12 protein-coding genes are annotated in these 14,978 nt (G+C 45.3%); 3 read left to right on the top strand and 9 right to left on the bottom strand.

Going from position 1 to position 14,978, the window contains the following annotated elements:
• Nucleotides 1–50: 50 nt before the first annotated feature.
• The 3 genes from C9J01_RS09600 to C9J01_RS09610 form a co-directional block, all read right to left on the bottom strand.
• Complete coding sequence (locus C9J01_RS09600; RefSeq protein ID WP_107297903.1) at nucleotides 51–1,964, bottom strand: hypothetical protein; 1,914 nt, start codon at nucleotides 1,962–1,964, stop codon at nucleotides 51–53.
• Between the two features lie 277 nt (nucleotides 1,965–2,241).
• Nucleotides 2,242–2,937, bottom strand: coding sequence for a TSCPD domain-containing protein (locus C9J01_RS09605; RefSeq protein ID WP_107297904.1), 696 nt, complete (start codon nucleotides 2,935–2,937; stop codon nucleotides 2,242–2,244).
• Nucleotides 2,938–2,955: 18 nt separating this feature from the next.
• Nucleotides 2,956–5,106, bottom strand: a complete 2,151-nt coding sequence (locus C9J01_RS09610; RefSeq protein WP_107297905.1) for an adenosylcobalamin-dependent ribonucleoside-diphosphate reductase — start codon at nucleotides 5,104–5,106, stop codon at nucleotides 2,956–2,958.
• Nucleotides 5,107–5,530: 424 nt separating this feature from the next.
• Between C9J01_RS09610 and C9J01_RS09615 the strand changes: the two genes are divergently transcribed.
• A complete protein-coding gene (locus C9J01_RS09615; protein WP_107297906.1) occupies nucleotides 5,531–6,217 on the top strand; it encodes a M15 family metallopeptidase in 687 nt (228 codons plus the stop codon).
• Nucleotides 6,218–6,294: 77 nt separating this feature from the next.
• Here the strand turns inward: C9J01_RS09615 and C9J01_RS09620 are convergent, their stop codons facing one another.
• From C9J01_RS09620 to C9J01_RS09630, 3 genes are all read right to left on the bottom strand, one after another.
• Nucleotides 6,295–7,377 carry a porin gene (locus C9J01_RS09620; RefSeq protein ID WP_107297907.1) on the bottom strand — a complete coding sequence of 361 codons (1,083 nt, stop codon included), beginning with the start codon at nucleotides 7,375–7,377 and terminating at the stop codon, nucleotides 6,295–6,297.
• 466 nt (nucleotides 7,378–7,843) lie between these two features.
• Complete coding sequence (locus C9J01_RS09625; RefSeq protein WP_107297908.1) at nucleotides 7,844–8,938, bottom strand: porin; 1,095 nt, start codon at nucleotides 8,936–8,938, stop codon at nucleotides 7,844–7,846.
• A gap of 497 nt (nucleotides 8,939–9,435) precedes the next feature.
• Nucleotides 9,436–10,059, bottom strand: a complete 624-nt coding sequence (locus tag C9J01_RS09630; protein WP_107297909.1) for a thioredoxin domain-containing protein — start codon at nucleotides 10,057–10,059, stop codon at nucleotides 9,436–9,438.
• A 220-nt stretch (nucleotides 10,060–10,279) separates the two neighbouring features.
• Between C9J01_RS09630 and C9J01_RS09635 the strand changes: the two genes are divergently transcribed.
• Nucleotides 10,280–10,747 carry an ASCH domain-containing protein gene (locus C9J01_RS09635; protein WP_107297910.1) on the top strand — a complete coding sequence of 156 codons (468 nt, stop codon included), beginning with the start codon at nucleotides 10,280–10,282 and terminating at the stop codon, nucleotides 10,745–10,747.
• A 41-nt stretch (nucleotides 10,748–10,788) separates the two neighbouring features.
• On the opposite strand, the gene C9J01_RS09640 is transcribed toward C9J01_RS09635, so the two are convergent.
• Both C9J01_RS09640 and C9J01_RS09645 read right to left on the bottom strand, forming a co-directional pair.
• Complete coding sequence (locus C9J01_RS09640) at nucleotides 10,789–11,796, bottom strand: alpha/beta fold hydrolase (RefSeq protein WP_237156923.1); 1,008 nt, start codon at nucleotides 11,794–11,796, stop codon at nucleotides 10,789–10,791.
• A 48-nt stretch (nucleotides 11,797–11,844) separates the two neighbouring features.
• On the bottom strand, nucleotides 11,845–12,810 hold the full coding sequence (locus tag C9J01_RS09645) for a patatin-like phospholipase family protein (RefSeq protein ID WP_107297911.1): 966 nt from the start codon (nucleotides 12,808–12,810) through the stop codon (nucleotides 11,845–11,847).
• Between the two features lie 265 nt (nucleotides 12,811–13,075).
• Between C9J01_RS09645 and yegD the strand changes: the two genes are divergently transcribed.
• Nucleotides 13,076–14,428: a molecular chaperone gene (gene yegD / locus C9J01_RS09650; protein WP_107297912.1), complete on the top strand. Its 1,353-nt coding sequence runs from the start codon at nucleotides 13,076–13,078 to the stop codon at nucleotides 14,426–14,428.
• Nucleotides 14,429–14,543: 115 nt separating this feature from the next.
• On the opposite strand, the gene C9J01_RS09655 is transcribed toward yegD, so the two are convergent.
• Complete coding sequence (locus tag C9J01_RS09655; protein WP_107297913.1) at nucleotides 14,544–14,849, bottom strand: high-potential iron-sulfur protein; 306 nt, start codon at nucleotides 14,847–14,849, stop codon at nucleotides 14,544–14,546.
• Nucleotides 14,850–14,978 lie beyond the last annotated feature (129 nt).

Genomic DNA, 14,978 nt, shown 5'->3' on the forward strand with positions numbered 1-14,978 from the left:
CACCATTTTAAGCCACAACAGGCGAGTTACAGACAACACGGTGATGTCGGTTATAGGTGGTATGGGTACTCTGGTTCACCATTGTTTTTGATACCATGCTCAAAAGCGATGCCTTCGATTTCAACATCGTTTTCTTCCCCATATGTGACAGCAGTGATGTCTTCGGCATCGATCCAAATAGAGATGTAGCCATAAGGGGTGATCTTGAAGACATTGCCGCCTTGTTCACCGTCACCATCAAAAGAGTTATGGTTACTGGCAAACAGGTTTCCGTCCTGGTCGTAAGCTAATCCACCTTCCATATCGACACGGCCTTTATTCGCCACAACGAGTTCCCATTCCGTGATGAGGGTTGAGACGTAGCCATTTTTATCGATGTTATAGATAAAGTGGGCACCAGCATCGTCAGCGAGGGTAATGTCACCATTGTCTCGTCGTGTCATGAAACCATCGGGATCATCAAAGGCCCTCGCATCTTTGAGTGTGCCGGTTAAGATCTCTTCTGGCTTAATTTTGTCGTAGTTATCGTTAAGAATATTAAATTCGACTTCTTTATATTTGTAATCGCCACCGAATATAAATATCCAAGGGGATTTAATCGTTCCTGTGCCTTTGACCTGAACATCACCTTCGCCAAGGTGAGTCTTTTTAACCAGTTTATCTTTTACGGTTTCAGGGCTATCACCCACTTTTATATTGAGGTAACCGATATTTACTTCGGAGTCACCTATATCTGTACTGCTACCGCTTATCACTTGTACATTTACCTGAAGCTCAATTCTTCCATAATAAGCATCTGTACCCAGTGCTTCTATGTGGTTTTGTCCTTCAACTGCTTCTTTAGGTGAGGAATCATCATCAGGTTCTTGTTCTTTCGAAAGTTCGGCCACGGCATATTGAAGTCCATAAGAATTGACGCTTTCTAGTCGGTATCCTTCAGGATCATTAAATGTCCATGGTGTACCGATAGTACCGCGCCCCATAATTTTTACCGGTTCATAAAGCGCTTGTTTGATAATGCTGGCAACAAGGTACGGGGAAGCATCCCAAGGAATTGGGTCTGTTGTGATTTGTTCTGGCTCATAATAAGTATCTTCTACAAACGTCAGCGTAAACGTACCGTCAATATTTGCCGGCTTAAATGGAGCATAGTAATTGCCGGGGTAATATCTTTCATATGAAAGGGGGGGATTTTTCTTATTATTGACGATGTATAAGGTGTTGTCTTTGGATAGTTCATGTGGGTTTACGCCCGGACCTTTGGCGTGTATTTCCGGTGTGCCTGCGCCATATACATATGGGATGCGATAGACAACATTAGGTGTATCATCTGAGGCTAGGTAGATATACCGCTCATCGGCTGAAATGGCTGGCTGGATATCGAAAATAAAGCCGTCACCTAACGCCTCGAAAGCTTCTTTTTTGACGAAGCGATAGACATCTCCAGTGACAGGATCGACTTTCAGAACATCATCGCTGCCATCTTCCCCAACATACAGTTTGCCATCTACACCCATCACCAAGCCTTCAAAATCAGGAGCAACATTATCGTTGACATCCATAGCATCTTGGGAGGTGACGAGAATAGACAGTTCGCCGTAATGATCATGCTTTAGCAAAAAGTCTTCATCGCCAATATAGGGTTGATAGGCTTCGACACCAAAGATAATGGAACCATCAGGGAGCGCGACAATTGCTTTATTGTCAAAGCTAATGTCTTCAAACATAGCGCCTGACTCATTGAGAACTTCGAGGATGTCCTGTTCGGTTATCTTTTTTGTGATGACTTTTTGAGGTGTGATCTCAAGTACACATTCACAGTCAACTTCTAGTGCAAAAAGGTTTGCTGTCCTTGCCGGGGGGAGTAGTTGATCTGCTGGTGGTGATATTGCGTAAGCATTAGCTGCCAATCCCAGACCGACCCCAAGGGCTACTTTAGATAGGGTTTTATATGAAATAGCCATGATTTTCACTCTTATTGTTGTGGAGTAAAAAGCATAGATATACAAAAAGGTCTTAAAATCTTTACATGAATAAAAAAATACTACAGTCTGGTTAGCTAATTGAAATTAAATGCAATAAATAATTTTTAGATAATTTAATCACCATAATATTAATGGTTAATTGTTTAGAACCCTGTATTAATACTAAGAGAATCAAATTAGAATTTAGGCAATTTATTTATTCTAAGAATAAGAAAGCCGCCCGTTGGCGGCTTCCATTATTATTTAAAGAAGGCGTTTAACCGCACTTAGAGTCACCACAGTTCAAACAGGTCTGGCAACCGTCTTTGACGATCACCGACTTGTTATGGCACTTGTAGCAAAGTGTCGCGCTTGGTGGGAAGCTGCTGGACTCTTCCTCAACTTCTTCTTTTTTACCCTCAAGCTCAGCTTTTTTGGCGTCAAGGAACGCCTGCTGGTGCTCATCAACTTCTGGCTTACCCAGCATACCGATTTCAGTCAGGTGTTGTTCGATTACGTTACCGATCTCTGCAATCAGGGAAGGGACATACTTACCTTTGTTCCAGTAACCACCACGAGGGTCAAAGACAGAGCGCAACTCTTCAACCAGGAAGGTGCAGTCGCCACCTTTGCGGAATACCGCAGACATGATGCGGGTTAGGGCAACAATCCACTGGAAGTGCTCAAGGCTCTTGGAGTTGATGAAGACTTCAAACGGACGGCGAACTTCATGCTCGGTACCTTCGTTCAGCACAACATCATTAATCGTGATGAACAGCGAGTGCTCCGAGATATGCTCAGGTGTCTTTAGTTTGTAGGTCGTCCCAAGCAGTTTCTCTGGGCGCTGCATGTCTTCATGCATGTGCTGCACTTCATATTCAGGAACAGCGGGGGCAGGTGCTGCCTGCGGCGCTTCTTGCTCTTGGCTCTTTACTTTGAAGGCAACAATCTTACCGTCGATTTTCTTTGTCATGTCTTTCTAACCTATACCTTAAAATTTACCGTAGTAGCCTTCTTTCAAGGCATCATAAAGGTTTGCGGCGGTGTGTGTTTCGCCATCATACTCGATTTCTTCGTTACCCTTGGCTTCAAACGTTGAGCCATCTTCAAGGGTGAAGACATAGGTGGTGTTTTCAAGATCTTTCTCTTTCACCAATACGCCTTGGAACACTTCTGGGTTGAAACGGAAAGTCGTACAACCTTTCAAGCCCTTGTCGTAGGCATCCATATAGATGTCTTTGAAGTCCTCGAACGGGAAGTCAGTTGGTACGTTGGCTGTTTTCGAGATAGACGAGTCAATCCAGCGCTGGGCTGCTGCCTGTACTTCTACATGTTGGCTCGGTGTAATGTCATCTGCAGTAATAAAGTATTCCGGTAGCTGGCACTCTTCATCAGTGGTGTAAGGCATCGCCTTTTTGTTAACCAGTTTGCGGTAGGCTAGCAATTCGAAGCTGTAAACATCCACACTCTCTTTCGACTTCTTACCCGGGACGATAACGTTGCGGGTGTAGTGGTGCGCAAAGCTTGGTTCAATACCGTTACTCGCGTTGTTAGCCAAAGACAGGGAAATGGTTCCTGTTGGTGCAATTGAGCTGTGGTGCGTAAAGCGGCAACCGTGTTTCGCAAGATCGTCAACCAACTTAGGCTCAATTTCGCTAACCTGTTGCATGTAGCGGCTGTATTTGGCGTGAAGGACTTTACCTTTCACCTTGTCACCGACTTTAATGCCGTCTTTTGCCATTTCAGGGCGAAGGCGAAGCATCTTGGCTGTGATTTCGAACTCTTCGTCCATCACAGGCGCTACGCCTTTTTCTTTGGCTAGCTTCAGGCCTTCTTTCCAACCAGTGATCGCCATTTCCTGAGCAACTTGCTCGGTAAAGGCAACAGAAGCGGCGCTGCCGTATTTGTGCTTCAGCATAGTGGTGGTAGAGCCAAGACCCAAGAAGCCCATACCATGACGACGCTTGCTGGTAATTTCGTGGCGTTGCTTCTCAAGTGGAAGCTGGTTGATTTCTACCACGTTATCCAGCATACGGGTAAAGATAGCCACAACCTTGCGGTAAGCATCCCAGTCGAAGTGAGCGTTGTCGGTGAAAGGTTCGCGAACAAACTTGGTCAGGTTTACCGAACCCAGCAAGCAAGCACCGTAAGGTGGTAGTGGTTGCTCACCACATGGGTTGGTCGCGCGGATCTCCTCACAGAACCAGTTGTTGTTCATCTGGTTGACTTTGTCGATCAGGATAAAGCCCGGCTCGGCGTAGTCGTAGGTGGATGTCATGATGACATTCCATAGGTTACGCGCTGGCAAGGTGCGGAAGATTTTACATGCTACGCGGCCTTCTGCATCCTCAACCAGGTTCTCTTTGGTTGGCCAGTCAGCCCAAACAATGCTGTCGTCATTGTCTAGGTCCAGCTTATCCTGTTTGGCTTCTTTCGCCGTGATAGGGAAGATAAGTTGCCAAGATGTATCGTTCTTAACAGCCTCAATGAAGTCTTCGGTGATCAGCAGCGACAGGTTGAACTGGCGAAGGCGTCCGTCTTCACGCTTGGCGCGGATGAAGTCGATGATATCCGGATGGCGGATATCCATAGTACCCATTTGCGCACCGCGACGGCCACCGGCTGAAGAGACGGTAAAACACATCTTGTCATAGATATCCATGAAAGAAAGTGGGCCAGATGTGTATGCGCCTGCACCAGAGACAAAAGCACCGCGTGGGCGCAGGGTCGAGAAGTCATAACCGATACCACAGCCGGCTTTTAGCGTCAGGCCTGCTTCATGGACTTTGCCCAGGATATCATCCATTGAATCTTCAATGGTGCCAGAAACGGTACAGTTAATGGTTGAAGTGGCAGGCTTGTGTTCGAATGCACCTGCGTTTGAGGTGATACGACCCGCTGGAATTGCCCCGTTACGGAGTGCCCATAGGAATTCGTTATACCAATGATCTTTAGCGTCATCGTTTTCTAGATCTGCCAATGCGCGGGCAACGCGTTTGAAAGTATCGTCAAGCGTGACATCAATAGCTTCTCCGTGCTTTGATTTCAAACGATACTTACTGTCCCAAATTTCCATTGAAGTGGATTGGTACTCGATATCGACGGCTTGAGAGACTTCCGAAGCGGTTGGGGATTTCGCCATTATGAATGCACCTTACTGTTATCATGTTGTGTTGCTGCTAGCTAGAAACAGAGTTATCCAACCCATGTTTATAGCTTACTCACCCAGTTGAGCGTGGAGGGTGAAAATCAGCAAGGCGCAGATCAAACCACTAACCCAACAGATCTTCAAGTCTTGACAAGCCGATAATCAAGCTTTGTAACTAATTGGTAGTAGCAATGAATTTTATAGATGGATTGGTTGTAAACAACCTTGGTGAAATGTGATCAAACCGCTCGACAGCGGCAAAAGTAGTATAAGTCAGTTATCGCTAGTATATTGATTTATAAAACAACTTAGTGCCAAAAATTTGATGGCTAGCATGTAAGCAGGATAGGCGTTACATCAAATTTGTATGTTGCACTACAGTTTATTTACCGCATTCACATTGCCACAAGGAAAGTTTATGACTCAAAGGATGCCTATCTATAGCTTCATCGTGTTTATTGTGACTCTACTGAGTTTCCCTTCGATTGCCAAATCAATACCTGAAGGGTTCGTTGATATCCAGCAGGTAGATCCAACCATAGTGGTTGATATCCGTTATTTCAGTAGTGACAACTTTGTGGGTGATCGTATCAGTGGTTACAAAGCGGCAAAGGCAATCAGTACCAAGGAGACTGCCCAAGCGCTTGCCAATGCACAGCGTGATTTGAAACAGTTTGGACTCGGCTTCAAAGTGTTTGATGCTTACCGCCCGCAACCGGCTGTGGACCATTTTGTCCGTTGGGCAGAAGATTTATCCGATACGCGAATGAAAGAGAAATACTACCCAACAGTAGAGAAGAAGAATTTATTCCGTGATGGGTATATTGCTGCCAAATCTGGTCACTCGAGGGGGAGTACGGTGGATCTGACTTTGATTGATCTTGCTAGTGGCGATGAGCTAGATATGGGGACGGGGTGGGATTACTTCGGAAAAGCCTCATGGCCCAGTTCACCGAAAAGTACAGCCCAGCAGCGAGCAAACAGGATGTTGCTACAAAGTGTCATGCTCAAAAATGGTTTCAAGCCACTAAAAGAAGAGTGGTGGCATTTCACTTTAGCGGATGAGCCCTATCCGGAGACGTATTTCACTTTTAATGTGAAATAAAAAAGGGGGCACCGAAAGGTGCCCCAAAAGTGTCAAATGAATTCGACAGAATGAACACAGATTAGCGAGTTAGTACCTTAGAAGTTGTAACGCACTAGCAGAGCAAGTTCGTCGTCTAGGCCAGCATCAGAGCCGAAGGCATTTTTGCTGCTTGCGTCAATTTGGTACTCAGCTGCAACAATGACTGGGCCAGTGAAATAAGCCACACCTAGCGTCGCATATGCATGCTTAGCTGATGAGTTGTCATCTTCCAGTTGGTTATAGCCGGCTAGAAGCTGGAACTGGTTGATATCATACGTCGCAGCAAGTTCTAGACCTGTTGTTGCTTTGATTGTATCGCCGTTGCCACTTGATGGTGTAGCATCTTTAAATACGCTGCCAGAGGCATTCTGATGATTGCGGAACTGGCCGTAGTTAGCAGCAAGGTATAGAGATTCGTTTTCGTATGTGATGACGGCGTTCGCCACTTTTGCGTCTGCTCGGTCGTCGAACTTAGTTTCGCCATAAACACCGCTCACGCCCACGATACCCATTCCAGTGTCGAAGTCATAACCTAGCATCGCTTGGTAGCCGTAGTCACGGTCGTAACCACCGATAACATCACCTTGGTCATCACGGGAAAGGTTAGAGTCCTGGAATTGGTACTGAAGACCAACCTGAACGCCGTAGAAGTTGTTGCGGTATTGGATTACGTCATCCGCACGGCCTGTACCATGTACGCCACCGTCGCTAGTAATACCGTCATAGTTACCAGCGGTGTCACCACCGTAAACCCAGAAGATATCAGTTTTGCCGGTTACGTCGTAATGAACAGACCAAGCTTTACCAAGGGTGAAGTTACCAAATTTTTCGTTGTCCGCTGTGATGTAACCAAGACGGTTTGAAATATGGTTATCTTCAGAGTTATTTGCTAGTGCATCGTATGCCCACTCAGCACGGGTACCGATATCCCAGCCGCTTTCTAGGGCATGGGTATAGCCGAAGTTGATACGAGATGATTGGTTACGAAGTTCAGAGTCACCATCAGAGAAACGAGCACTTGCTGCCAAACGGCCACCAACAGAGAAAGTGTTAGTGCCATCGTTATAAACTTCCAATGCATGTACAGACGATGATGCTGCCGCTGCTGCCACTGCTAGGGCAATTACCTTTTTATTCATTTCTTAGATCCTAATATTTTAATGGTGTGTCGCACCTTGTAAGTGCTTGTTTTTATTTTTTAATACTAAGTTCCGTAGTAATAGTGAAATGTTCTTAATAGGCAGGTTTTAAAGAAAAATTTAGAGGTAAGTGATTGTTTTTAATGGTCTGGTTGATTGTTTTTTTACGTTTTTTACAAGCGACGTTTCACTGCCTTGGCATAAGGATGTTAACGGCAGTGCCACGGCAAAAAGTTATTTTTCCAGCTTTTGAGTTTTAGAATTTTTTGCTATTTACAAAAGCTATATATTGCTTTGGAAAGATGAGGCGATATGAATCAATTTCGAGCTTACAGAAGGGCAAAATAAAAAAGGGGCACGTCCATCGTGCCCCAAAAAGAAAGATCAAATCATTTGATGAAAAAGACAATGAACGAGTAAAGGCATTGCAGCCTTTACTCATGTTGTGTGCCGCAGGGGCAAATGCTTAGAAGTTGTAGCGGGCAAGAATAGCAAACACATTGTCTAGATCGGCATCAGCGCCAGTGTTTGTTTTGCTGCTTGTATCAATCTTATACTCAGTGGCTAAAATCATTGGGCCGACAAAGTAAGCGGCACCAATGGTTGAATAGGCATATTTAGCGCTTGAGTTATCATCTTCAAGCAGGTTGTAGCCACCTAGTAGCTGGAACTGGTCGAACGTATAAGAAGCAAATAGCTCGTAACCCGTCGCTGACTTGATCATACCGTTGCTGGTAGCGCTGCTGCTGGTGAAATCTGATTTGTTGAATGCGGCATTGGTGGTTTTACTTTGGTGGTTACGGAACTCACCGTAGTTTGCTGCCACATAGATAGCGCTTGTCTCATAAGAGATTACGGCGTTGGCAACACGGGCATCTTCGCGATCGTCGAATTTAGTTTCGCCGTATACACCGCTTAGGCTAAGAATACCGTCGCCAAGGTCAAACTCGTAGCCGGCCATTGCCTGATAGCCGTAGTCACGATCGTAACCACCGATAACATTACCTGCATCATTTCGTTGCAGGTTAGTATCTTGGAACTGATACTGAAGACCAACTTGTAGGCCATTGAAGTTATTTCGGTACTGGATAACATCATCCGCACGACCAGAACCGTGAACACCACCGTCACTAGAGATGCCGTCATAGTTACCTGCCGTATCACCACCGTTGATCCAGAAACGGTCTGTTTTACCAGTTACGTCGTAACGTACAGACCATGCTTTACCAAGGGTGAAATTACCGAACTTTTCGTTGTCTGCCGAAATGTAGCCCAAACGGTTTCTAATAACGTTATCGTCGTTGTTGTTCGCTAATGCGTTATAAGCCCATTCTGCGCGAGTACCAATATCCCAGCCATTTTCCAGAGCGTGAGTAAAACCAAAGTTAATACGTGAAGATTGGTTGTTTAGGCTCGAGTCACCGTCTGAAAACTTTGCGCTTAATGCTAGGCGGCCACCTACCGAGAAAGTATTCGTTCCATCATTATATACTTCAACTGCGTGTACTGAAGATGATGCTGCCACCGCTGCTACTGCTAGCGCAATTAGCTTTTTATTCATTTTTTATTTCCTGTATGTATTTGCAAAGAGCACAGGCTTAGTGCTCGTTGATATTTTTATTACTAAGTTCCATGTAGTAATAGTAAAACAATCTTAAAGCTGATTTTTAGAAATGTTTTTATTTATACTGTTGAATTTGTTTGGTTTTTTACTTTTGTAATATATTTGCTTACATTCAGGGTGTGGTGGGTAATTAAGCAATGTGTAAATAATGCTTTGTATATCACGAGGTGTTTTTTGATTGACCAAAATCGAGGTGGCTTATTTATTCGCGTTGCTTATGTTTATTATTGTGGGTAATGATTCATTTTGGTGGTTGGGTGTAAATAATAGCAACTATAGTAAAGCGAAGTCTTGCTGGTAAATATTAATGTTGCGGTGTAAATAACTGCTAGGATTTCACGGTGTATTTGTAGCTAGTATCGAGTGGGACTTTGGATGGGATGGAGAAGGGAATAAAAGGGCTGGTATTATCACCAGCCCTGAATAAAAGCGTATTACTGTTTTTCTGATAAGTAACGAATAGTGTTAGCTAAATCTTCTAAACTGTCGTGAGCTCCATTCTGTACCAGGTATTTCCCTTTGACTAGGAAAGAAGGTACCGAGGTAATTTGTGCATTTTGCTCGAGTTGATTAGCGCTTGTCATCTGCTGGTAGACTTGCTCTTTTTGCTCATCATTGAGGTCGAATGGGCTGACAATATCGTACTGGCTGAAGATTTCGTCCAGTTTGTTTTTGCGGCCCTCTTCATCTAAATCGGCTGCTTGTTCCTGCACAAAGCCAAACAGAGCCTCTTTCAGCTCAGGTGAAGGCTTACCATCACTCTGAACCGCCGCAGTGTAGTAAAGGTAGGCAGCATATTGTGCGCTTTCGTTGAAAGTAACATGAACTTGGTCGATATCCACCTCTGCCAGTTTTTTGATTTCCGGCAGCATCAACTCCATATTTCGGCAGTGGCCACAGCCAAGAGAGAAAACTTCTACAACATCGGCGACGCCTTCAGTTGGAGTTTCAACAACCGTGTATTTTACCCCTTCTTTAGGCATCTCATTTTCACTGCATCCTGTCAGGGCCACTAGAAGAAAGAGGGTAGAGGCAAAGATTTTAGTTAGTGTACTCATACTCATATTTGTATTGGGTATTAAAACAGTAAGTATGGATGAAAATGACAGTGAGATCGCTAACAAGAATCAATTTACTTGTATCTAGTCCAAGAACACGGTGAGTTTTCACACGGTTAATGAATAACATAATGCAATGCGTTTAAGTGCTAGGCATAATTTGAAGCAATGGCTTAGTAACCTTGTCTATGTAATAGCAGAACAACAAATAGTAGGAAATATGAATAAAGAGCAAAGGGAATTTCTCGAACAATATCTAGCCACACTAACACCAACAGAGCGCGATGCTGTACCAGAGGCCATTGCCGAGTATTTTTGTGCCGATGAATACAATGCCAATGAGTGTGCAAGGCTAATCAATCAGGGGATCAAGCGTGCATCTTGTAGCTTGAAAGCGGGTTATGATGCCGAGCAAGAGCCCCTACCAAAAGTCGGACGCTTATCAGTCGTGCTCAACTGGGCACAAGAACCGGTTTGTATCATTAAACTGAAAGACATTTCTATTTGCCCTTTTAATGAAGTCACACCGGAGTTTGCGGCACTGGAAGGTGAGGGTGATCTGACTTACCTGTGGTGGCGGAATGCGCACATGGCGTTCTTCACAAAATATGCCGCCAGTTTAGGTGTTGAGTTCAATGAGTCGTCTGACTTGGTGTTGGAGCATTTTGAAAAGGTATACCCACGCTAAGTGGCAGTCGCGGAACCAGCTGCGAGCTTCGCAGCTTGGTTTTATGCACACTCTTTAATGAAAAATTGCTCAAAGAAGGACAGGGTTTCACCCATTACTTGATCCCTCAATTCATCTTTTTCCATCAGTAGTTCATGACGTGCCGATTCAATCACTTTTAATTGGCATTGCTCAGTATTGCCATTAAACAGATGATGAGCGCGGTTATCGACAATTGTGTCATTTCCTGCTTGTAGCAAGAGCAGGGGAGTCTTCAAATTTTTTGACTCTTGAATGCACTGTTTAGCTGCCCGCATTGCCTGCCATATCCACCTGGCGCTGGGTCCACCAACACGTAATTCTGGATGGGTTTGATAAAGATGTTTAGCCCAAACATAGCGCAATTGGCTCTGACATTGATCGTTTTGTTCAAATGGCAACTCATGATAAGCCTTCTGCCCAAGGCCATAATCTGGCTTGGATTGGTATAGGTCATAAAGTTTCGCGACTGCAGGGGCGACAAACCGCAGCGGGCTGGATATATGAATACCAAACATTGGGGCATTTAACACAGCGGCATTGAATATATTGGGGTGCTGTTCCATATAAAGTGTTGAAACTGCACCGCCCATGGAGTGTGCCAACAAAAAACATCGGGAATAGCGGTTTGGCTGTACGATGGTTTTGATGAAGGTATCAAGGTCTGCCACATAGTCCGCAAAGGTATCGACATGGCCTAGTTCAGGATCATCGGCAAGGCGACCGGACGCCCCTTGGCCCCGGTGATCATAGGTATAGATGTCAAAGCCGTGGGCAAAGTACTCAAACATCACTTCTTGATATTTCCACACACTCTCATTTCGGCCGTTTACGATAACGACACAATATCGGTTTTGCGGCAGTAATGGTGCTTCACTTTGACAAAGGCTAATACCAAATAGTGGAATACCGTTGACACCGTTAAATGTGTGCTCCTGACGTTGCTGCCACATACGGTGAATGTCGTGGCTCATTAATTCAGTAAATACCGACTCTTTGGTGACGAAGTCCGTTGGGCGTAGTGGGGACATGAATCCTTCCTTTGTTTTGCTTTATTGTTGTACGTTGCAGGAACGTTTTTAGGCTGCTTGGGAGAAAGTATTTTCGAGCTCGTTTGCACCCGGTACGGTAAATTTTCTACCTAGCGTCGCCATAAAGTAACGCCCAGACTGGTAGCCCAATTGGTAATCGAGATCGAGCGAGTCGATAGTGCTACCTATCAATTTGGAACAGAGATATTTCTGAGGGTGGATTTCATAGATGATGGCGTCATCAGGGGGATTATTTAAAAATGCTTGGGTTTGCCGGTACTTTTCTTCGTGCTCAAGTAGCAATTTGATCAATGCTGAGGCTTTAGTCTTACCGAGTGCTTTGCTGATGATCGACATCCAGCAATGATCAAAACTTGCAGTGATGGGGACAGTGCGGATAACGACAATGTGCCGATAACCTCTATCGTATGCCTCTTGGGCAGGAATTGGCGCTCCAACACCACCATCCACCCAGTATTGCTGTTGGTTGAGAATGGGTTGTCGGCGAAGGACAGGAATGGCGCATGACGCTTTGAGCGCAACCTGCCAGTTATCATCATTGAGGTCAAAAAAAGAAGCTCGATGGTTGTCTGCATGGCAAGCACAAGCCAATACAGTGCGAGATCGCATGTTCTCATGGCCTTGTTGCCAATCAAGTGGTAGCCGGGTTTGTGTCTGCTCCAGCAGCCAATCCAGATCCAGCCCTTCCTTTCCCATTAGAAAACGGGGTAGGTCGAAAAAATCATGGGTAGTCGTCGCTTCCGTGATAACACGGTAAGCATGTTTAGTGTGGCCGCAGATAAAAGAAGCGATATTGAGCGAGCCTGCTGAAGTGCCAACCAATAAAGAAAAGGGATTGAAATCGGCGTCCAAGAAGGCATCGAGAACGCCTGCAGTGAATATTCCACGCTGGCCGCCACCTTCGGTTACGAGTGCGACTTTATCGGTTTGTGCTGGAAGATATGACAGCGCATCTACATTGTTTACTGCACATGAAATATGTATCCCCGTCATTGGCCTGCTCCTATCGCCGTAGTGCTGAAATCGGCAATATCATAGCCACAATCGCATGGACTGAATATTTGAAACAATATAGCTAGTCGTTAAGAATTTCTTAACGTTAATTTGAAAGTAAGCGGTGAGGAACAACGAGTAGAAGGAGAAGCTACGATGATTGAGGTGGCGTCAATCGTCATTCCTGAGCATTGTCATAAACTCTTGATTGAACAAATGGCTAAATTCAGTATGATGGCCGGCTTTTCTTGGTTCGGAGGATAACATGTTTATCGGTTTTGATTATGGAACAGCCAATTGCTCGGTAGCAGTCATGGAGCAAGGGCAGCCACGCATGCTGGCGCTGGAAGGCGAAAACAGTTTTATCCCTTCGACACTCTGTGCACCGACGCGAGAAGCGGTGAGCGAATACCTATACCGCCATATGGGCGTGCAGCCGGTCGATGAACTGGGTGAGCAAGTCCTGCGCCGCGCGATAGCTTTCAACCGTGAGGAAGACATCATAGTTGAGAAAGGCGATCTGCTGTTTGGTCAGGCGGCGTTAGATCTGTACCTTGAAGATCCTGAAGAAGTCTATTACGTAAAATCACCTAAGTCTTTTTTGGGTGCCAATGGCTTGCGAGATGTGCAGATTCGATTTTTCGAAGATCTGGTCTGTGCCATGATGCGCAATATCAAGCAAAAGGCAGAGACCCAACTGGACAAGGCAATCACCAGTACAATGATTGGTCGACCGGTCAACTTCCAGGGCACGGGCGGAGAGAAAGCCAACCAGCAGGCAGAAGCTATTTTGCGCCAGGCCGCCAAGCGTGCAGGCTTTGAGCACATTGAGTTCCAGTTTGAGCCAGTTGCTGCGGGCCTTGAGTATGAAAGTACCCTAACTGAAGATAAAACCGTATTAGTGGTTGATATCGGCGGTGGTACCACTGACTGTTCGATGATCCAGATGGGGCCAAGCTGGGCGGGTAAAGCCGACAGAACTGATAGCTTGTTGGCTCATACTGGTTTGCGCGTCGGCGGGAATGATCTCGACATTTACTTAGCCTTCCGTCAGATCATGCCTCAGCTTGGTTTAGGCACTAAAACCCAGAAAGGCATCGATATGCCAATTGGCCAGTTCTGGAACCCGATTGCGATCAACAACGTTGTGGCACAAACCGATTTTTATGGTTCAGCAAACCTTGCGGTATTAAAGCAACTACAACGTGAGGCCGCAGAGCCGGAAAAATTGATGCATTTGCTGAAAGTCTACCGTGAGACCTTGGGCTACCAACTTGTCCGCAAGGCGGAAGAGTGCAAAATTGCCCTGTCAGAGTCAGCATCGCACCGGTTGGCTTTGTCACACCTTTCTGAACTGCTTGAAGTTGAAGTCAGCCAAGATCAAATGGCTCATGCGATTGAAGCGCCCCGAGTTCACATCAGCCAGTTGGTGACTGATGCCATTGAACAAAGCGGTATTAAACCTGATGTGGTGTATATGACCGGCGGTACGGCGCGTTCTCCGATTCTACGAGCCTGTATTGAGCAGCAATTGCCATCAACACCAGTTGTTAGTGGTAGTTACTTCGGTTCCGTTACCGCTGGCCTTGCGCGTTGGGCTGAGCAGAGTTTCAAGTAACTGTTTTAAAATACTTAATCAGTGATTAAAAAAGCCTGACTAGTGATACCCATTTAGCTTGGGTATATTACTAGCAGGCTTTTTCTATGAGACGTATCTTAGCGCTAAGTTAGGTTTAAGGTTTCTTCACCCAAGCACTGCACCAACCATTGGCATTAACGGCTTTACCCGGGAAAATCCCGCATGGACGCCACTCATCGCCATCATTACCTTGGATTAGGGCACAGTTAGCGCAGTTCTTTTCGCTGTCAGGCGTTTGGTGTACGTATTGAAGGGCTTTCGCCTGAGGATCGTCCTCTGTCAATTGTGGCAAATCTGCTGCGTGGGCAGGCTTAACCAGCAAATCCTTACCGACAGTCATACCAATGACACTGGCAAGCCCTAGCTTGAGGAAATTCCTTCTATTAGCTGTCTTCTTCATATTACAACCTTCTAATTGCTCACAGTTTTACGACATTGTTTTTAGTTTTTGATGTTGCATCAAAATGATAATACGGATCGAAAGACTATGTTGGGTCAAAAATGTGATGATGTTAATGAGATTGTTACA

It is taken from the genome of Photobacterium rosenbergii (assembly GCF_003026455.1).
GTDB classification, from domain to species: domain Bacteria; phylum Pseudomonadota; class Gammaproteobacteria; order Enterobacterales; family Vibrionaceae; genus Photobacterium; species Photobacterium rosenbergii.